This is a genomic window from Rathayibacter sp. VKM Ac-2857 (genome assembly GCF_013205025.1).
Classification (GTDB): Bacteria; Actinomycetota; Actinomycetes; order Actinomycetales; family Microbacteriaceae; genus Rathayibacter.
Genome location: NZ_JABMLE010000004.1, coordinates 552,962 through 571,645, shown reverse-complemented (window position 1 = coordinate 571,645; position 18,684 = coordinate 552,962). Strand labels below are relative to the sequence as shown.

Sequence of the window (18,684 nt, the reverse complement as noted above, 5' to 3'; positions counted from 1 at the left end):
GTACCGCTACTCCAGGGCCCCCAGAACGATAGCGGCGGCGCGCGCGACCAGGGCGTCGTCGTCGTCCGTGTCGGGATCGTTGCGCGCGGTGAGGACGGACAGCACGATCGGAGCGCGACCCGGCGGTGTGACGACGGCGACGTCGTTGCGGAGGCCGCCGGCCCCGCCCGACTTGTCCGCGACGCTCCATCCCTCGGGGGCTCCGGCGCGGATCAGCGCGTCGCCGGTGGCGTTGCCGCTCATCCAGTCCAGGAGCAGCGCGCGGTCCTCCGGCGGCAGCACCTCGCCCAGGGTGAACGCCGTGAGATCGGCGGTGAAGGCGGCCGGGGTGGTGGTGTTCGCGGTGCCGCCCGCGGTGATCGTGTTGAGTCGCGGCTCGTCGTCGACCACGTCGGTGGTCGTGTCGCCGAGCTCCTCCAGGGCGCGGTCGAGCGCCGCCGGGCCGCCGAGGCGGTCGAGCACCAGGTTGAGCGCCGTGTTGTCGCTCTGCCGGACGGCTGCCTCGGCGAGCCGGGCGAGCGGCAGCCCGGTGGCGATGCTCTCGCTCGTGACGGGGGAGTAGCCGGCGGCCTCGACATCGGCAGCGGTCCAGGTGACGACCTCGTCCCGCTCGGCGGCAGGGACGGCGCGGAGGAACTCGGCGGCGGCGAGGGCCTTGATGCTGGACGCGTAGCCGAAGCGCTCGTCTCGCCGGTGCGCGACCTCGCGGCCGGTGTCGGTGTCGATCGCGCTGACGCCGATGCGGGCGTCGAACTCGGCCTCGAGCGCGGCGAGGTCGGCGGAGACGTCGATCGGGGCGGGCACGGTGGGTGCGGCGGACGACGGGGACCCAGAGGTCGACGGAGGTGGGGACGGGGTCGGCGCGCTGGGCGCCGAGCAGGCGGAGAGCGCGAGAGCGCCCGCGAGGACGAGGACGGCTCGGGCGGTGGCGCCGCGGTGGGCGCTCACAGGACCGAGTAGACGACGACGAAGGCGACGGCGGCGGCGGCCGTGACCGCGAGAGCCGCGAGGGCGACGGGGAGGCGCGGTCGCCTCCGGACCACGGCGAGGACGAGGAAGACCGCGCCGAGGACGATCTCGAGCCACCAGTAGACCGGGCTGGTCGTGTCGGCGACGTTCTGCAGGGCCCAGACGCCCTCGCCGATCAGGACGCCGGAGAGCGGGGCGACCGCGAGCACGCGCCACGGCGTGGAGCCGTGCCGCGTGAGCGCGGCGGCGGCGCCGAGGATCGGGCCGGCGGGGACGGCCAGCAGCCAGAACACGTCGCTGAAGGGCGGGGAGTAGCCGAAGCCGCGCGCGGCGGTGGCGAGGTCGTAGCCCTCGAGCAGGGCCCAGAACGTGAGGAGGCCGAGCACCGCCGCCGCCACGGGGCGGGCGCCGCCGAGGCGCACCAGGGCGAACACCAGCATCGACCAGCCACCGGAGGAGTTGGCGAAGGAGTTCACCGGGCCGGGCAGCGCCCCCTGGAGGACGCTCGTGAGCCCGCCCAGGAGGAGACCGCCGACGACGGCGACGAGGAGGGCGCGGAGCACGCTCGGACGGGAGGTGGCAGGAGGCATGAGTCGATTCTCGGAGGTCGTGGGGTCGGGAGGCATCGGGGAGGACCCTGATCGCGGTGCTGGGGGTCGGAGTGCTGGGGCGGGTGGGTCTCTTAGGAAAGATCACCGTGTCGGTGTGGGATGTTCATGGTGATCGAGTAGCCCGCGAGGCGGGCGTATCGAGATCCACCACCGTCAGAACCTGAGTCTGCAGACCCGCCCTGCTGGTGACGGCGGGTCTCGATACGCCCCTCCGGGGCTACTCGACCAGCATGACGCGGCGCAGCCGCGTCCTTCTCCCTCAGCGGTCGGCGGGGGTCACTCGGACACGAGGGCGGACCAGGGGACGTCGGCGGAGGTGCCGTCGGTGTAGCGGACGGTGATCTCGGGGTTCGGGATCTCCGGGCCGGAGAAGTCCGGGCCGGTCCAGGCGGCGATGTAGTAGCCGTTGCTCAGCGCGGCCGAGACGGTCTCGCCGTCGAACGTGTGGAAGACGACCGCCGCGACGCCCGCGCCGACCTGGCCGGTGATGGTGGCGATGCCGCCGGGGGCCGCGTCCGGGAAGTTGCCCGGGTTGGCGATCGTGACGGCGTCGGCGGCGACGGGCGCGGGGCTGCCGAAGGTCTCCCAGTTGTCGTCGGGGTCGCTGCCGTCGAAGGACGCGCCGAAGCGGATGTCGTCGCCGAGCCGGCCGAGGAGGAACTGCGCGGTACCGACGCTGGTCTGGGCGAGGATCGTGACTCCGCCGGGCGTGACGGAGCCGGCGAGCAGCGCGTTCGGGGCGCCGACGCTCGAGGTAGGGGCGGGTGTCGAGACGGGCGGCCCCGACGTGAGCACCGGCACGAGCACGGCCGCGCCGGCCAGGAGCAGGCCGGCCGGGATCGCCACCGCGAGGCGGCCGCGCAGTCCGAGCGACCGGGCGGGTCTGCGCTCGGGCTCGATGCGGTCGAGGACGGTGAGCAGGTTGTGCAGCCGGGCGTCCTCGCCGACGGGGTGGCCGGCGGCGGGGTCGATGCTGCGGAGCAGGTCGCGCTCGGGGAGGGCGCGCTCGGGGAGATCGTCGTTCACGAGGACTCCTGTTCGTGCGGTCGGGAACCGCGGGAGGGAGAGGCGAGGGAGGCGGGCGCGGCGAGCAGCGTCCGGAGCCGGCCGCGGGCGCGGGAGAGGCGCATCGCGGCGCTGGAGCGGCGGAGGCCCAGCGCCACCGCCGCCTGGGTGACCGAGAGGTCCTCCCAGGCGGTGAGGGCGAGGATCTCCTGGTCGGCTGGGGCGAGCTCGTTCCAGGCGCGCTGCAGATCCAGGCGCAGGGCGATCTCGCCGGTGGCGGAGTCGACGCGCGGGATCCGGCCGCCGCTGGAGCCGTCGGCGTCGCCGTCGAGCGGGACGTCGAGGGAGTGCTTGCGCTGGTGGCTGCGGCGGGCGTTGCCGAGCACCTTGCGGGCGACCCCGAAGAGCCACGGGCGAGGATCCTCGAGCTCGGCCGGGACCTTGCGCCAGGCGATCACGAAGACCTCGGCCGCGAGCTCGTCGGCGTCGTCCACGGCGCCCCGCCGCGCGAAGTAGCGGACGAGGTCGCCGTAGTGGGCGCGGTGCAGCTCGGCGAGGCGGGCGTGGGAGATCATCGCCTCGCCGAGCTGCAGGGTCCGGGCCGGTCGCCGGGGGCGGGCCGGCAGCCGCGGGCGGGCTGGGGAGACAGGATCAGCCCTTCGTGGCGTCGGCGAACGTGACGGTCGTGGTGCCGCCGTCGGCGAGATGCGCGGCGAAGGTCGGGTCGGGGGTGTTCCCGCCGTCGAAGTCGCCGCCCTCCCAGGCCGCGATCCAGTATCCGTCCTGGAGGGTCGCGGCGACCGTCGGGCCGTCGCCGGTGACGACGTCGATGCCGGTGACGTCGGAGCCGGCCTGCCCGGTGACGGTCGCGATGCCTCCGGGAGCGGCGTCAGGGAAGTTGCCGGGGTTCACGACGGTGAACGCGCCGGCGTCGACGGCGGCCGGTGCGCCGAAGGTCTCCCAGTTCAGGTCGGTGTCGCTGCCGTCGAAGGAGGCGGCGGAGCGGATCTCGTCGCCGAGCTGCCCGAGGACGAAGACGTCGTCGTCGAGCGTGGTCATGGCGAGGATCGTCGTGCCGTCGGTGGTGACGGAGCCGACGGAGACCGCGGACACGGCGGCCGGCGCCGGCTGCGGGGTGCTCGGGCTGGTGCAGCCGGTCGTCGCCAGGGCGAGACCGCCGGCGAGAGCGAGGGCGGCGAAGGAGACGGTGAGGCGGTGCTGGCGGGTCATGGTGTCGCTTCCGGTGGGTCAGGCCGCTCGGTGCGCGGGCTGGTAACGGGGACATGTCCGCGGGAGGGCGTGGTGTCACACCCGACGCCGAGATTCTTCTCCGGGGTTCGGTCTCCGGCGCTCAGTCGAGCACGGCGTACGCCTCGAGCTCGACCAGCACGTCGGGCTCGAAGAGGAAGTCCACGCCGATCGCGGACAGCGGCGGCAGCGGGTCCGGCAGGCCGAGCTCCTCGCGCACCTGCTCGATGCCGGCGACCCACTCCGCGAACATCTCCGGAGTCGAGCGGGTGAGGAAGAAGCGCAGCCGGACGACGTCGTCGAAGGTGGCGCCGACGCCGGCGAGACCGCGCGCGGTGTTGCGGAGGACCTGGGCGACCTGACCGGCGAGGTCGTCGGGGGCCAGGCGGTTCCCCGCGCCGTCGCGGGCGATCTGGCCGGCGACGTGCACGTGGCGACTGCCGGTGGCGACGGAGACGTGGTCGTAGTCGACGGGCTGGAACATGCCCTCGGGGGAGGAGGTGGTGACGGTCATGGGATCCTGCTCTCGGTGGGTGGTTCCCTCTGTCTACCTGGTGCACGAAGGGCACTTCAACGAGACTAGGTGGCATGGACGACACCGCCCCGACCCGCGCCGACCCCTCCGTGACCGAGCTGCTGCAGGTCGACGCTCCGCACCGCGAGCTCCTCGACGAGCTCCTCGACAAGTGGTCGCTGCAGGTGCTCGATCAGCTCTGTGAGCGACCGCTGCGCTTCAACGAGCTGCGGCGGGCGGTCCCCGCGGTCGGGCAGAAGTCGCTGACCGCGACGCTGCGCCGGCTCGAGCGCAACGGGATGATCACGCGCGTGGTGCTCGAGTCCCGGCCGATCGCGGTCGAGTACCGCATCTCGCCCATCGGCGACACCCTGAACGAGCTGGTCGACGCGCTGCTGCGCTGGACCGACCGGCAGCTGCCGGCGGTGCAGGCGGCGCGGGCGCGGTACGACGGGGCGGGGGCGGAGTGACGCGGGGGCGGGTCTCGGGACACCTGTCCGGTGGCGGTGGATCTCGATACGCGCCCTGCGGGCGCTACTCGATCAGCATGCAGCGCACACTGCGGGCGTTGCTCGATCAGCATGCAGCGCACACTGCGGGCGCTGCTCGATCAGCATGCAGCGCGTGCCGTCGGCGCTGCTCGATCAGCATGAGGTGCGCACCGACCGGGCGCTCCATGATCGCGAGAGCGTGAAGGCCACCCTTCGCAGGGAGCGGCTCTCTCATGCTGGTCGAGTAGCCGCGCAGCGGCGTATCGAGACCCGGTGTCCCTGGGGCTAGGCGAGGCCGCCGTTGACGAAGAGGGTCTGGCCGTTGACCCAGCGGCCGGGGCCGGCGAGGAAGGCGACGGTCTCGGCGATGTCGGCGGGCTGCCCGAGGCGCTCGAGCGGCACCGCGCCGGCGAGGTGCGCGACCTCCTCGTCGGACTTGCCGTCGAGGAAGAGGGGAGTGGCGGTGGGGCCCGGGGCCACGGCGTTCACCGTGATGTCCTTGCCCCGCAGCTCGCGGGCGAGGACGAGTGTGAGCGCCTCCACCGCCGCCTTCGACGCGACGTACGGGCCGTAGCCGGGGAAGGAGGTGCGGGTGACACTGGTGGAGAAGTTGATCAGCGCGCCGCCCGACCGCAGCCGGGCCGCAGCGAGCTGCGCGATCACGAACGGGCCGCGGATGTTGGTGCGGTGCATCCGGTCGAGGTCGGCGAGATCGAAGGTCGCCACGGGGCCGAGGATCATGACGCCGGCCGTGTTGACCACGACGTCGAGGCCGCCGAGCGCCTCCTCCGCCGCGGTGAAGGCGGCGGCCATCGCGGTCTCGTCGGCGACGTCTCCGCCGACGACGACGGCCTCGACGCCCTGCTCGCGGGCGCCCGCGGCGACCTGCTCCGCTCGGTCGCGGTTGCCGGAGTAGTGCACGGCCACCGACACGCCGTCGCGGGCGAGCCGCTCGACGACGGCGCGGCCGATGCCGCCGGAGCCGCCGGTGACGAGAGCGGTGCGGGGCAGGTTCTGCGGGGTCATCGGTTCTCTCCCTGAGTGGTGGCGGCGGTGGTGGCGGCGGTGTCGGTGGGGGTCAGCAGGTCCTGCATCCGGATCCGCTCGTAGAACTCGCGGCGCACCGCGTCGCCGAGCTCGAAGACGCGGGCGGCGCCGTCGTCGGCCGGGTCGATGACGACGCGGAAGGGGCGCTCGCCGCGGGGCAGGTCGACGACCCGCGCAATCTCGACGGCGACCTCCCGCGGGTCCGCGTCACTCGGCGAGAGCTCCGCGAGGCGGGCCGAGACGTCGTCCATCAGGCCCGGGTAGCGGTCCTCATAGGCGGACGCGACCTCGGCGCGGGAGGCGTGCCCGGCGTGCGCGAAGTGGTTCGTCCCCGTGGTGTACGAGCCGGGGACGACGATCACCGTGTCGATGCCGAAGCGCGCGACCTCGACCGCGTAGCCGACGGCGAGCGCGTCCTCCGCCGCCTTCGCCGCGAAGTACGGCCCGAGGTACGGGGGAGTACCGCCGCGCGAGCTGGACGAGCCGACCCAGACGAGCAGGCCCTCCTCCTGCGCGCGGAAGACGGGGAGCACCGCGTGGTTGAGCCGCTGGGTCGAGAGCACGTTGACGTCGTAGACCTCGGCGAGCTGCTCGACGGTGAACGCCTCGGTCGGCCCGAGGACCATGTGGCCGGCGTTGTGCACGACGACGTCGATCCGCCCGCTCTCCTCGATGATCCGCGCGATGGCGGCATCGACGGAGGACTGGTCGGAGACGTCGAGCTCGACCGGGCGCAGGTCGACGGCGTGCTCGGCGGCGAAGGCACGGGCGTCCTCCGCGGCGGGGGCGTTGCGGCCGTCCATCGCGCGCATCCCGGCGTAGACGCGGTGGCCGGCGAGGGCGAGCTCGCGGACGGTCATCGCTCCGAAGCCGCTGGAGGCGCCCGAGACGATCACGACTCTCGACATGGTGGTCCTTTCGTGGGGGAGAACGGGTCGGTTCCACTCTCGGCCGGAGGCGGCGGCGGCGGTGTCGCGATCCTGCGCAGGAGGAGCGTCATCCTGCGGACAGTTCACCCGCACATGCTGGTCGAGTGCCTCCGGCGGCGTATCGAGACCCACCATCGCCGTGACACTCGGGAGCGAATCTCCTCCCCAGATACCGATCGAACGGCGCTGTCCACCGATCGGTCCGGGATCGACTCGGGTGTCGGTGGTTCCTGCTTCAATACGCGTATGTCAGAAGATGAGGATGCAGCAGCACTCGCGGAGGTGCGCGACTGCTTCGACGACGCCGCGGCCGCCGAGCGCGCCGCCTCGCCGACGCGCCTTCGGGCCGCGGAACGGATGCACCGCGGCTACCGGGTCGCGCTCACCGTTCCGGAGGCGTTCGCTCGCGGCACCTCGCGGAGCGAGACCAGGGACCTGGTCGAGCGCTCGATCCGCGCCGAGCTCGCGGTGACGATCGGCGTGTCCGAGCGGGACGTCTCGCGCCGCCTCGAGACCGCGCAGATGCTGATGGAGCACCTGCCGCTGACCCGCGCCCTGCTCCGTGATGGTCGGCTCCTGTGGGAGGCAGGCGAGGCGATCTGCAGAACCGCGAGCAGCCTCCCGGAGGCCCGCCGCTCCGCGCTGGACGAGCGCGCCGCCGACCTCGCCCTCACGATGACGACGACGCAGCTGCGCCGCGCCCTGAGCCGCTGGCGCGAGGAGCTGCACGAGCAGCCCCTCGCTGAGCGCCACGTCCGCGCCAGCGAGGACCGCGCCGTCTGGGTCACGCCCGACATCGACGGCATGGCCACGCTCTGCCTCTCCGCACCTGCGCCCGCCGTCTCCGGCGCGTACGACCGGCTGCGCCGCATCGCCCGCACCCTCCGCGACGAGGGTGACCCCCGCACTCTTCAGCAGTTGAGCGCCGACGCGGCGATCGACCTGCTCTGCGACGGCGACGTCGCCGGCACGACTCCGAATCCCGAGCACCGGCCCGATCCGACCTTCGTCCCCGGGGTCCGCGCCGAGGTCCGGCTGACCCTCGCGGCGTCCACCGCCGTCGGTCTCGACGACGCGCCCGCGGACCTCGACGGCTACGGACCCGTCCCCGCCGACGTCGCGCGCGAGCTCCTCCGAACGGCTGCCTCGTTCACCCGGGTGCTCACCGATCCGGACACCGGCTCGGTCGTCTCCGTGGGCCGCACTCAGCGCCTTCCTCCGGCACGGATGCGTCTGCACCTGCAGCTGCGGGACCAGACCTGCCGGTTCCCCGGCTGCACCCGGACTGCGGCGACCAGCGAGGCCGACCACACGATCGAATGGCGCAACGGCGGCGAGACCTCCCTCGAGAACCTCGTCAGCCTCTGCACCTCCCACCACCACGTCCGGCACGGAGAGCAGTGGAGCTACAAGCGGGTCGACGACCACGACACGCTCGTCTGGACGAGCCCGACCGGGCGGCAGATCAGCAACCGGCCACCGCCGCTGCCCGGGCGGCCACCTGACCCGCCGCCGCGGCCCCGCTTCGAGGACGTACCCGTGCCGTTCTGACGACGGTGGATCCCGATACGCCCGCTGCGCGGGCTACTCGATCAGCATGCGGTGGGCGGCGTCCTGAGCGGGACCATGCCGGTCGAGTAGCGCGCAGCGCATACCGAGACCCGGCCGGGGCAGACGGTGGATCTCGATACGCCCACTGCGTGGGCTACTCGATCAGCATGAATCGCGCCCAGGACGCGTCGGTATGAGCCGGCACAAGCTGGTCGATCAGCGCGCAACATGCTGGTCGAGTAGCGCGCAGCGCGTATCGAGACCCGCCTGCTGCAGAGCGGTGGATCTCGACACGCCCACTGCGTGGGCTACTCGATCAGCATGGGGGGCGTGAGGCGTGTCGGCGTGCGCACACGTGCGGCGTGATCGCGGGTGGGTCCGATGCGCATCGGCGGCTACTCGACCAGTGCGGCCGCAGGCGACTCGCTCTGCACGGCGGCGGCGGCGATCGCCGACGGGTTCTCGCCGGTGCGGAGGGGGAGGAGGCGGTAGAGCAGGCGGTAGGGGCCCTTGTCGGCGGTGTTGCTGTACTTCGCCGGGCGCGTCTGCACGTCCCAGTTGCCGCCCTGGAGGCCCTCCTGGGCGGCGTCGACGCGGACCACCGTGCGCGTCGACGCGGGGACCTGGTGCCAGTGGCGGCGGTCGGCGAGCTCGTCCGGGCTGTTCGGCTGGGCGTTGAAGAACAGGCTGTCCTCCGCGACGACGAGCACGCCGGCGCCGGCGTCGTCTACGACGGCGGCCCAGCGGGTGTCCGCCTTGTTCGCGCTGTCCTGCGGCCGGCTGTAGCGGGTCGGCTGCTCGGCGACGGAGCCGCTCCACCGGCCGAAGAAGGCCGAGGCGCGGCGATCGGCGGTCGACTCGTGCGGGCCGCGGCCGTACCAGTGCAGGGTCGAGAGCTCCGGAGCGAGCGCGAAGGTCGTGCCGACGACCTGCGGGTTCGGCGTCCCGGCGACGGGGGAGAACGTCGAGAGGACGTCGACCTGACCCGTGCCGTGGATCGTGTAGACGATCGACTGCGGTGAGGTCGTCACCCGGTCGGCCGGGCGGAACGGCACCGCCGTGGTCACCGAGCCGTCGACCGTGATCCGCACGGCAGCCGGCAACTCCTCGACGTCGACGCGGTCGATCGCCCACTGCTCGCCGACCCCGCGCCACGGCAGCGACGGCTCGGGGTGGGTGAGCCGGATGTCCGGGATCGAGAGCTCGGGGTCGTTCGGGGTGCGCCAGTAGTTCGGCATCAGCGGGCCGGCCAGCCGCTCGCGACCGCCGTAGCGGAGCGAGGTGAGACGGCCGGTCGCGCGGTCGACGGTCGCGGAGAAGGCCGGCCCGCGCACGACGATCGTCGGTCCCTCCTCGGTCGCGGTGACCGGCGGCAGCGTCCGCGGGGCCGGCCGGGCCGACGCGGCGTCGACCGGGAGGTCGAACTGCGCGCGGGCGACGAGGTGGCCCTCCTCCGCCCAGCTCGTGCGCTCGGCGAGGACCAGCCGCACGTCGAGGCGGTACTCGGCAGCGACGCCCCGCGCCTCCGGGAGGCGGTACGGCAGTGTCACGCGAGCCTCCTCCTGCGGACCGACCGCCCACTCCGCGCCGGGCAGAAAACCCTGCTCGATCGGCTCGCCGTCCGCGGAGACCGACCAGTGCACGACGTAGCCGCCGAGCCCGGTGACGAGGTGCTCGTTCGAGACCAGGAGCGAGCCCGTGCGCAGATCGACCGCGGTGACGGTGACCGGCTGGTAGGCGAGCCTCGCCTCCTCGAGCTTCGGAGTCGGCGTGAGGTCGGCGAGGACGAGACCGCTCATGTGCGCGCTCTCCTGATTCGGCTCGTCGCCCCAGTCGCCGCCGTAGGCGAGGAACTCCTCCTCGGGCTGGTCTGGACGAGGCCAGTACAGGCCCTTGTCGGCCCAGTCCCAGAGGAACCCGCCCTGCAGCGCGCGCGGGTCCGCACGGGCGGCCGCCCAGTACTCCTCGAGGTAGCCGGAGGTGTTGCCCTGGCTGAACGCGTACTCGATCAGCACGTAGGGCCGCGGGTCGCGCTGCGAGCGCTCGACGAGCTTCTCGACCGGCGGGTAGAAGTCGCCGTCGAAGTCCGAGAGACCGGACGGGACGACCCAGGTCCCGGAGCCGACCGGATCCTGATAGCTCACGGGACGCGTGGGGTCGTGGTCCTTGGTCCACTCGTACATCGCCTGCAGATTCGAGCCCACGCCCGACTCGTTGCCGATCGACCAGGCGATCACGCTGGGGTGGTTCTTGTCCCGCTCGACCAGGCTGCGCATCCGCTGAAGGAGAGGAGCGCGCAGCTCGGGGCGGTCGCCGGGGAGGAAGGGCCGGCCGTCGTCGTCGATGCGGTTGATGTGCGTCTCGTTGTCCGCCTCGTCGAAGACGTACAGCCCGTACTCGTCGGCGAGGTCGTACCAGAGCGGGTCGTTCGGGTAGTGCGAGGTGCGGACGGCGGTGATGTTGCTCTGCTTCATCAGCCGGATGTCCGCGATCATGTCGGCGCGGCTCAGCGTGCGGCCGGTGCGGGGGTGCCACTCGTGCCGGTTGACGCCGCGGAGGGAGACCACTCGGCCGTTGACGAGCAGCACCCCGTCGACGATCTCGACGCGGCGGAAGCCGACGCGGACTGCGACGCGCTCGAGGACGGCGCCGGTCGCGTCGATCAGCTCGAGGACGAGGGTGGACAGCTCGGGGGTCTCGGCGGACCAGAGCCGAGGCGCCGAGACGGGGATGCTCGCCCCGTGCTGCGCGCGTCCGTCCGCGTCGACGGTGACCGTCTCGCTCCGCTCGCCGATCGCCGGAGCGCCCGGCCCCGCGCCGTCGAACAGCCGCGTGCGGAGCTCGAGACCGGTCGCGGACGCCTCGGTGCGCGCGTCGATCTCGACAGAGAACTCGACGGACCCGGCGGTGGACGCGTCGTTCAGCGGAGTGCGCACCGTGAGGTCGCGGATCATCGCCGTCCCTCGCGAGAGCAGCCGCACACTCCGGAAGATCCCGGAGAGCCGGACGTTGTCCTGGTTCTCGAGGTAGGAGCCCGTGCACCAGCGGTGCACCTCGACGGCGAGGACGTTCGTCCCGGCCCGCACGTGCTCGGTGACCTCGAACTCGCCGGTCGTGTAGCTGTCCTCGCGGTAGCCGAGGCGGTGCCCGTTGAGCCAGACGGAGTAGGCCGACTCCACGCCGTCGAACTGGAGGAACGTGCGGCGCTCGGCCCAGCCGTCGGGCAGCTCGAAGGCGGTGCGGTACTGACCGACCGGGTTGTAGAGCGTGGGGGCGTTCGGGTAGTCGCCGCGCGGGTCCGGCTGCTCGTGCCGCCCGTTCGCGCCCGTCCACGGCAGCACGAGGTTGGTGCCGATGGGGAAGTCGTAGCCGTGCAGCTGCCAGCTGGACGGGACGGGGAGGGTCGGCCACTCCGAGTCGTCCCAGTCCTCGGCGGCGAAGCCGTCCAGACGGGCGGCGGGGTCCGGCACCCAGTGGAAGCGCCAGTCGCCGTCGAGGCCGTGCGCGAACGGCGTGCCCTCGCGGTCGCCTCGCAGCGCGGCGTCGAGCGTGGCGAAGGGGGTGAGTGCGGCATGCGCCGGCTCCGTGCCCCACTCGAACACGTCGGGGTCGTTCCACTCCTGGGCGAGGGTCATGCGGGGCTCCTTGGGGTGCGTCGTTCGTGGTGCGTCGTGCAGGCGGCGTCGGGCGTGGGACGTCGTAGGTGGGACGTCGGGCGTGCAGCGGTGCCGGGGCGGACAGCGGAGTCCCCTCCCGCCGCCCGGGTCGCGGGCGAGGGGAGGGGACGCGGTCCGCTACTGGTCGTAGGCGTTCTGCCAGATCTCGGCGTAGCGGTCCGCGCCGAGGCTCGTCAGACCGTCGAGGTAGGACTGCCAGTCGGCGTCGCTGCCGGGGTCGCGGACGCCGGTGACGAACTCGGCGGTCGCGGTGGCGACGCTGCTCTCGATGTTCGCGGTGAGGGTCGAGAGCTCGCTCGCGTCCTCCGAGGGGACCCAGATGTTCCAGTAGGGGAACATCGCGTCGGACTCCTTGCCGGCGTACTGGTCGGTCGCCTCGAACAGGCGGCGCTCGAAGCCCTCCTCGGTGTAGATGTCGAGCGGCTGGACCTGGCTGGCGCGGAACTCGGCCGTGTCGAAGACCTGCGCCATCGGGCCCCAGTTGCCGTTGTAGTCGGCCTCGTTCGACTCGTCCATCTTGGTGTCGACGAGGGAGGGCTCCAGGCTCTGGTCGAGCGCGATCTCGCCCTCGGCCGGCGCGCGCCAGCCGATGTTCTCCTCGCCGAACTCGCCACGGACGTGGCCCTCGGGCGAGAACAGGTAGTCCATCATCTCGACGATGACCTTCTGCTCCTCCTCGTCGGCCGCCTTGGTGACGACGAAGGTCGCACCGGGGACGCTCGGCAGGAGGAAGGTGGCGTTCTGGCCGCCGGGGCCCGTCAGCGGGGGGAGCAGGTCGTACTGCGTGTCGCGCCCGTCCTCCTGGCCGATGGTGACGGCGAAGCCGGGGTGGATGGCGGTGAAGCCGCCGATGAGGACGCCCTGGGCCGCGTTGCCGGTCGCGGTCATCTGGTCGCCGCCCTGCGAGAAGGTGGCGGGGTCGATCAGGCCGGCGTCCCACAGCTTGTGCAGGAACTGCAGGCCCTCGCGCCAGCCGTCCTGCATGGTCTGCAGCTGCACGGCGTCGCCGTCGAGTCCGAGCGAGACGGGCTGCCCGTTCGCTCCGGAGCCGGTGTTGAAGGCGTTGTAGACGAACGCGTTCATGATGTACGGCACGAGCGACTGCTGGGTGCTGCCGGTGAGCGGGATCTCGTCCGCCTGGCCGTTGCCGTTCGGGTCCTGGGTCTTGAAGGCCTGCATCACCGCGAAGAACTCGTCGGGGGTGGTCGGGGCCGCGAGGCCGAGGGTGTCGAGCCAGTCGGTGTTGATCCAGAACTTGTAGGGGTAGGAGCAGTGGTAGCAGTCGTTCCACTGCGGCAGGCCCCAGATCTTGCCGTCCGGGGTCTCGGTGAGCTCCTTGAAGCCCGGCTCCGCGTCGAGGGCCGCCTTGATGTTCGGCCCGTTCGAGTCGATCAGGTCGTTGAGCTGCACGAGAAGCCCCTGGTCGCCGTAGCGCTGGAGCTCGGCCCGGCTGAACTGCGAGGCCCAGGGGACGAGCATGTAGGCCTCGGGCAGGTCGCCGCCGGCGAGCGAGATCTGCCGCGCCTCCGTCGCCTCGGAGGCGCCGTAGGAGGTCGTCTCGAACTGGATGTCGACGCCGAACTTGTCCTCCAGCACCTTGGTGAACGAGTTGGTGTTCAGGTCGATCTGCGCGCCCTGCTCGCCGAAGATCCGGATGACCTTGCGGTCGGCCTCCGGGCTCTCGCCGGTGCAGCCGGTGAGTCCGATGATCGCGGTGGTGAGGACGGCGCCGAAGAGGAGGCGCTTCCTCCGCCCGGCGTCGTTGCCGTGCTGTGTGCGAGAGAACAAGGTGTTTCCTTCCATGGGTGAGAAAGCCGCGCGGGGTCCACGCGACCGGGGAGGGAGCGAGCCCCGCGGGGGGCCGGCTCAGGGGCGCTCAGCCCTTGACGGCGCCGAGCATGATGCCCTTGTTGAAGTACCGGGCGACGAAGGGATAGAGGACCATCACCGGAACCGTCGAGATGACGATCAGGGAGTACTTGAGGAGATCCGCGAGCTGCTGGCGCTCGATCTGCGCGGCCGCATCCATGCCCGGAGTCGCCTGATTGAGGATCAGGACGTTCCGCAGCACCAGCTGCAGCGGATAGAGACTCGGATCGCGGAGGTAGAGCAGCGCGTCGAAGTAGGAGTTCCACTGGTAGATCGCGTACATCAGCGCGACCACCGCGAGCAGCGGCTTGGAGAGCGGGAGCACGATCGTCCAGAGGAAGCGGAGATCGCTCGCGCCGTCCAGCTGCGCCGCCTCGTAGAGCTCGTCCGGGATGGAGGAGCGGAAGAAGACGACCGCGATGATCACCTGCCAGACGCCGACCGCCTGGGGGAGGATCAGCGCCCAGCGGGTGTCGAGGAGGCCGAGCTGCTGCACCACCAGATAGGTGGGGATGATGCCGCCGGCGAAGAGCATCGTGAAGATGACGCCGAGGGTGATCCCGCCGCGCCCCCAGAAGTCCTTCCGTGAGAGCGGGTAGGCGATCGCGACGGTGAGCACGAGGCTGACGAAGGTGCCGGCGGCCGTGTAGAAGAGCGAGTTGGCGAAGCCCGCGAGGATCGTCGAGTCGCCGAGGGCGCGCTCGTAGCCCTCGAGGGTGAAGTCGATCGGCCAGAAGCTGACCCGGCCGGACGAGACGGCCAGTGGCGAGCTGAACGAGCTGGCCAGGATGTAGAGCAGCGGCAGGAGCACCGCCAGCAGGAACGTCGTGAGCAGGACGTAGACGGCGATCATGAAGACGCGGTCGACCAGCGGGTCCTTGATGCGGGTCGTGCGCTGGCGGCGGCGCGGGAGCTTCGCGAGCTCGCGGCCCTCGGCGGCGGTCGTCGTGGGTGTGTCGAGTGCGGTCACCAGAGCCCCTGTCCCGTGGTCCGCTTCGCGAGCGCGTTGACGCCCAGGAGCAGGACCAGGTTGATCATTCCGTTGAAGAGTCCGATGGCCGCGGCCTGACTGAAGTCGGCGTTGAGCAGTCCCACCTTGTAGACGTAGGTGGGGATGATCTCGGACTGCGAGAGGTTCAGCGAGTTCTGCAGCAGGAACGCCTTCTCGAAGCCGATCGCCATCACGTTGCCGACGCCGAGGATGAGGATGGTGATCGCCGTGGGCATGATGCCGGGGATGTCGACGTGCCAGATCTTCTGCAGCCGGCTCGCACCGTCGACCCGGGCCGCCTCGTAGAGCGAGGTGTCGATCGACGACAGAGCCGCCATGTAGAGGACGGCGGAATAGCCGGTGGTCTGCCAGACGTCGCTGAAGACGTAGATGTGCCGGAAGAAGTCCGGATCGCCGAGGAAGTCGATCGCCCCGAGACCGAAGAACGAGGTGACCTCGCTGACCGGGCCGAGCTTGGGTGAGAGGAACAGGATCGTCATCGAGATCACGACGACCGTGGAGATGAAATAGGGCGCGTAGGTGACCATCTGCACGGTGCGCTGGAAGAAGCGCAGCCGCACCTCGTTCAGTGCGAGTGCGAGCAGGATCGGGAACGGGAAGCCCGCGAGCACCACATAGGCCGAGAGCAGGAAGGTGTTCTTCAGCAGCGTCCAGAAGATCGGATTGGAGAAGAACCGCTCGAAGTGCTTGAGGCCCACCCACGGGCTGCCCCAGACGCCGTCGATGACGTTGTAGTCCTTGAACGCGATGATCGCGTTCGACATCGGCACGTACTTGAAGACGATGAAGTAGAGCAGCGGGGGCAGGATCAGCAGGTAGAGCTGCCAGTGCCGGCGGAAGCTGCGCCGCGCGGCGCGGAAGCCGCGGACGTTCGAGCGGCCACGGATCGTCACGGGTCCGCCGGGGACGGGCTCCTCCGGGCCGGGGGAGCCGGGCACGGTCGCGCCGGGGACGGTCGTCCCGGGCGCACCGGTCAGCGGCATCACCATGCCGCGCCGACCGGTGTCGGGAGAAGGGGCGGCAGGGTCGCCGCCAGGGCGCCGCCTGCCCCGTTTCGGGTGTGCATGGTCGAGACATCCAATCGCCGGTGATTCGGAACGAGGACGAGACTAAGCAGCCGATAACACCCCTGTCAATAAGAAAACGAAACGTTTCGTGTACTTCTCGAGCAAGTTCCCGCAAAGCCGGGCGACGCCATTCTTTCGAAAGTCCGAGAAGGCAGTATTGCGAAAGTCCGGGTCATTCTTTCGAAAGTGATCGGATCCGGAACTGCCAAAAGCCGCGCCCTCCGAGAACGGCGTTCTCGGCCGGATCCGCACGGATGCACCGCCGACGCCTCCTGCCGGTCGAGCAGCGCGCAGCGGGTATCGGGACCCACCGGCGTCAGAAGCCGGGTCTGCAGACCGGCCTGCTGGGGACGGCGGGTCTCGGTACGCCGCCGGAGGCGGCTCCTCGACCAGCATGCTGTCCGGCGGTCCGCGGTCGGCCGCATGCTGTCCGCAGGCGGCGGCTCCTCGACCAGCATGCTGTGCGGCGGGCCGCGGTCGGCCGCCCCCCCTGTCCGGGCTTCCTCAGTCGGCGGAGGCCAGGACGCGCACGTCCCACGGCCCGAGCGCCAGCTCGGTCCCGGCCGACAGCTCCTCGCCCGACAGGACGTCGGTCGCGGCGGCCGGCAGCGGGTACACCGACGGCTTCCACGACCAGTTGTGCACGAAGCGGATGCGCTCCCCGCGCCGGTTGGTCGCGCTCGTGACCGTCTGCGACTCCGCGGCGCGGCGCCAGCCGGACGCGGCGTCGCCGACGGCCCAGGTCATCAGGCTCCGCGCGAACTCGAGGTCGGGCACGGTCCCGACGGTCGTCACCCGTCCTGCGCCGTGCGACCGTGTCGTGACGGCGGCGAAGCGCCCGTAGTGCGGGTGGACGTAGCGCACCAGCACCTCGGCGTTGTCGGGCTGCAGGCCGTCCGCCCACAGGGTCGCCGTGGCGCCGGCCGGCAGCGGGAAGCCCGACTCCGCGACGACCGGCACGGGGACCGCCAGGTTCGCGAACTCGTCGTAGTGCACGCCCGCGGCCTCGTCGAGGAACGCCGGCTTGCGCTGCAGGCGGGCCCGCGCCTCCTCGTCCTCGTAGCCGGTGCGCACGCCGACGATCAGGTGCCCGCCCGCTGCGGCGTACGCCTCCAGCCACTGCAGCTGCGCGTCGTCGGCGATGGTGAACGCCGCGGCGACCAGCACGGGATGCCCGGCCGCGTAGGCGGCGGGCGTCGTCTCGGTCAGCTGCGAGGGGTGCACCGTGTTCGACTGCAGCCCCGCGTCGAAGGCGCCGCGCGCGAAGGCGTCGAAGGCGTTCTGGAAGGTGCGCGTCGACGCGACGGGCACGCCGCGGGCGGCGCCGGTGCCCTGGGTCGGGTCGCTGAAGGAGGGGTGCTCCTCGAGCGCCCACTTGCTCTCGTTCGAGAACAGGATCGCGACGTCGGAGTCGGGGGTCAGCTCGGTCACCCGATCGCCGGCGGCCGCGAAGTCGGCGCCCAGGGCGGCGATCTGCTCGTAGACGCGGCCCGGCTCCTGCGAGTGCGGCAGGACGCCGCCCCAGTAGGTCTCGGCGCCGTGGTGCAGCGTGTGCCAGTGCCAGTACTCGATCATCGTCGCGCCGCGCGAGACCAGGGCCCAGGCGGCCTGGCGCCACTGCCCGTCGAAGCCGGGCTCGTTCGACCACGGCATGCCGATCGCCTGCGCGTCCGTCTCGGTGACCAGGAACGGCGCCTGCTTCGAGCCGTACATCCTGTCGGCCGTGGCGTACAGCGCCCAGGTGCCCGAGGTGGTCCAGTGCTGGTCGAACGCGCGCGCGTCCGGCAGCTCGAGGCCGTCCTGCATCCGGTAGTAGGGATTGCCGGCGGCGATGTCGAGGGAGCGCACGAGCTCCTCGTCCTGGACCGTCCTGCGCTCGTAGGAGATGCAGGTCGTGACGAACTGGTCCTCGCGCCCCGACCGCGCGGTGATCTCGCGCACGATCTCGGCCTGCCAGCCGATGAAGTCGGTGGTCAGCGAGGCCTGGAAGCGGCGCCAGGCCAGGTCGTACTGCGGCTGCTGGTTGGCGTCCGGCGTCCAGAGATCGGCCCAGGTCGACAGGCGGTGCGACCAGTAGGTCAGCCCCCACTCGTCGTTCAGCGCCTCGACGGTGCCGTAGCGGGCGCGCAGGTGGTCGACGAAGCGCTGGAAGACCTGCCGGTTGTGGAAGATCTCGTTGCCCGGCTCGTTGTCGACCTGGAAGCCGATCACCGCGGGATGCGCGGCGTAGCGCTCGACGATCCTCCGGACGAGGCGCTCGGCGTGGAAGAGGAAGGCCGGGTGGGAGTAGTCGATCTCCTGCCGGGCACCCCAGCCCATCGGCCGACCGCTCGAGCGCTCGACGTTGATCTCGGGATACAGGCGCGCGAGCCACATCGGCGCCGCGTAGGTCGGCGTGCCCAGCACCACCGCGATGCCGTGCTCGTGCGCGGCGTCCAGCACCGGCTGCAGCCAGTCGAGCTCGAAGACGCCGTTCTCGGGCTCCCAGGTCGACCAGACCGACTCGCCGACGCGGATGACGGTGAAGCCCGCCGCCTTCATCAGCCGGAGGTCCTCGGCGAGGTCGCGACTGCCCAGCCGGGAGGTCGGCTGGTACTCGTGGTAGTACGCCGCGCCGAACAGGATGCGGTCGGTGAGGTGCTGCATGGGGGGCCTTTCGGACGTTCGGGAGAGGAGTGGCGGAGGAGGGCGATG

At 71.6% G+C, this 18,684-nt stretch carries 15 protein-coding genes; 2 read left to right on the top strand and 13 right to left on the bottom strand.

Annotated features, from left to right (window positions below; translation table 11 throughout):
* Positions 1–6: 6 nt before the first annotated feature.
* The 6 genes from bla to HQQ86_RS19540 form a co-directional block, all read right to left on the bottom strand.
* Complete coding sequence (gene bla / locus HQQ86_RS19565; protein ID WP_173290192.1) at positions 7–948, bottom strand: class A beta-lactamase; 942 nt, start codon at positions 946–948, stop codon at positions 7–9.
* Positions 945–1,559, bottom strand: a complete 615-nt coding sequence (locus tag HQQ86_RS21540; RefSeq protein WP_173290190.1) for a DUF6518 family protein — start codon at positions 1,557–1,559, stop codon at positions 945–947. Before HQQ86_RS21540 ends, bla begins: the two co-directional genes overlap by 4 nt.
* 297 nt (positions 1,560–1,856) lie before the next feature.
* Positions 1,857–2,606: a hypothetical protein gene (locus tag HQQ86_RS19555; protein WP_173290188.1), complete on the bottom strand. Its 750-nt coding sequence runs from the start codon at positions 2,604–2,606 to the stop codon at positions 1,857–1,859.
* The gene (locus HQQ86_RS19550; protein WP_173290186.1) at positions 2,603–3,160 is read right to left on the bottom strand and encodes an RNA polymerase sigma factor; all 558 of its coding nucleotides are present in this window, start codon (positions 3,158–3,160) and stop codon (positions 2,603–2,605) included. The genes HQQ86_RS19555 and HQQ86_RS19550 overlap by 4 nt, the downstream gene beginning before the upstream one ends.
* A gap of 76 nt (positions 3,161–3,236) precedes the next feature.
* Positions 3,237–3,815 (bottom strand): hypothetical protein, encoded by a 579-nt coding sequence (locus HQQ86_RS19545; RefSeq protein ID WP_173290184.1) that lies wholly within the window; start codon positions 3,813–3,815, stop codon positions 3,237–3,239.
* 121 nt (positions 3,816–3,936) lie between these two features.
* Positions 3,937–4,347: a Rid family hydrolase gene (locus HQQ86_RS19540; protein ID WP_173290182.1), complete on the bottom strand. Its 411-nt coding sequence runs from the start codon at positions 4,345–4,347 to the stop codon at positions 3,937–3,939.
* 74 nt (positions 4,348–4,421) lie between these two features.
* Between HQQ86_RS19540 and HQQ86_RS19535 the strand changes: the two genes are divergently transcribed.
* A complete protein-coding gene (locus HQQ86_RS19535) occupies positions 4,422–4,817 on the top strand; it encodes a helix-turn-helix domain-containing protein (protein WP_173290180.1) in 396 nt (131 codons plus the stop codon).
* Positions 4,818–5,123: 306 nt separating this feature from the next.
* On the opposite strand, the gene HQQ86_RS19530 is transcribed toward HQQ86_RS19535, so the two are convergent.
* Both HQQ86_RS19530 and HQQ86_RS19525 read right to left on the bottom strand, forming a co-directional pair.
* Positions 5,124–5,864: an SDR family oxidoreductase gene (locus HQQ86_RS19530; protein WP_173290178.1), complete on the bottom strand. Its 741-nt coding sequence runs from the start codon at positions 5,862–5,864 to the stop codon at positions 5,124–5,126.
* Positions 5,861–6,793, bottom strand: a complete 933-nt coding sequence (locus tag HQQ86_RS19525) for an SDR family NAD(P)-dependent oxidoreductase (RefSeq protein WP_173290176.1) — start codon at positions 6,791–6,793, stop codon at positions 5,861–5,863. Before HQQ86_RS19525 ends, HQQ86_RS19530 begins: the two co-directional genes overlap by 4 nt.
* A gap of 267 nt (positions 6,794–7,060) precedes the next feature.
* Between HQQ86_RS19525 and HQQ86_RS19520 the strand changes: the two genes are divergently transcribed.
* The gene (locus HQQ86_RS19520) at positions 7,061–8,365 is read left to right on the top strand and encodes an HNH endonuclease signature motif containing protein (protein WP_173290174.1); all 1,305 of its coding nucleotides are present in this window, start codon (positions 7,061–7,063) and stop codon (positions 8,363–8,365) included.
* A gap of 395 nt (positions 8,366–8,760) precedes the next feature.
* Here the strand turns inward: HQQ86_RS19520 and HQQ86_RS19515 are convergent, their stop codons facing one another.
* From HQQ86_RS19515 to HQQ86_RS19495, 5 genes are all read right to left on the bottom strand, one after another.
* Positions 8,761–12,000, bottom strand: coding sequence for a glycoside hydrolase family 2 TIM barrel-domain containing protein (locus HQQ86_RS19515; RefSeq protein WP_173290172.1), 3,240 nt, complete (start codon positions 11,998–12,000; stop codon positions 8,761–8,763).
* A gap of 159 nt (positions 12,001–12,159) precedes the next feature.
* Positions 12,160–13,830, bottom strand: a complete 1,671-nt coding sequence (locus HQQ86_RS19510; RefSeq protein ID WP_173290170.1) for an extracellular solute-binding protein — start codon at positions 13,828–13,830, stop codon at positions 12,160–12,162.
* An 88-nt stretch (positions 13,831–13,918) separates the two neighbouring features.
* Entirely contained in the window at positions 13,919–14,881 is a 963-nt protein-coding gene (locus HQQ86_RS19505) for a carbohydrate ABC transporter permease (RefSeq protein WP_367948744.1), read from the bottom strand.
* Entirely contained in the window at positions 14,878–15,912 is a 1,035-nt protein-coding gene (locus HQQ86_RS19500) for a sugar ABC transporter permease (RefSeq protein WP_254072217.1), read from the bottom strand. Before HQQ86_RS19500 ends, HQQ86_RS19505 begins: the two co-directional genes overlap by 4 nt.
* A 582-nt stretch (positions 15,913–16,494) precedes the next feature.
* The gene (locus tag HQQ86_RS19495; protein WP_173290168.1) at positions 16,495–18,636 is read right to left on the bottom strand and encodes a beta-galactosidase; all 2,142 of its coding nucleotides are present in this window, start codon (positions 18,634–18,636) and stop codon (positions 16,495–16,497) included.
* Positions 18,637–18,684: the final 48 nt, after the last annotated feature.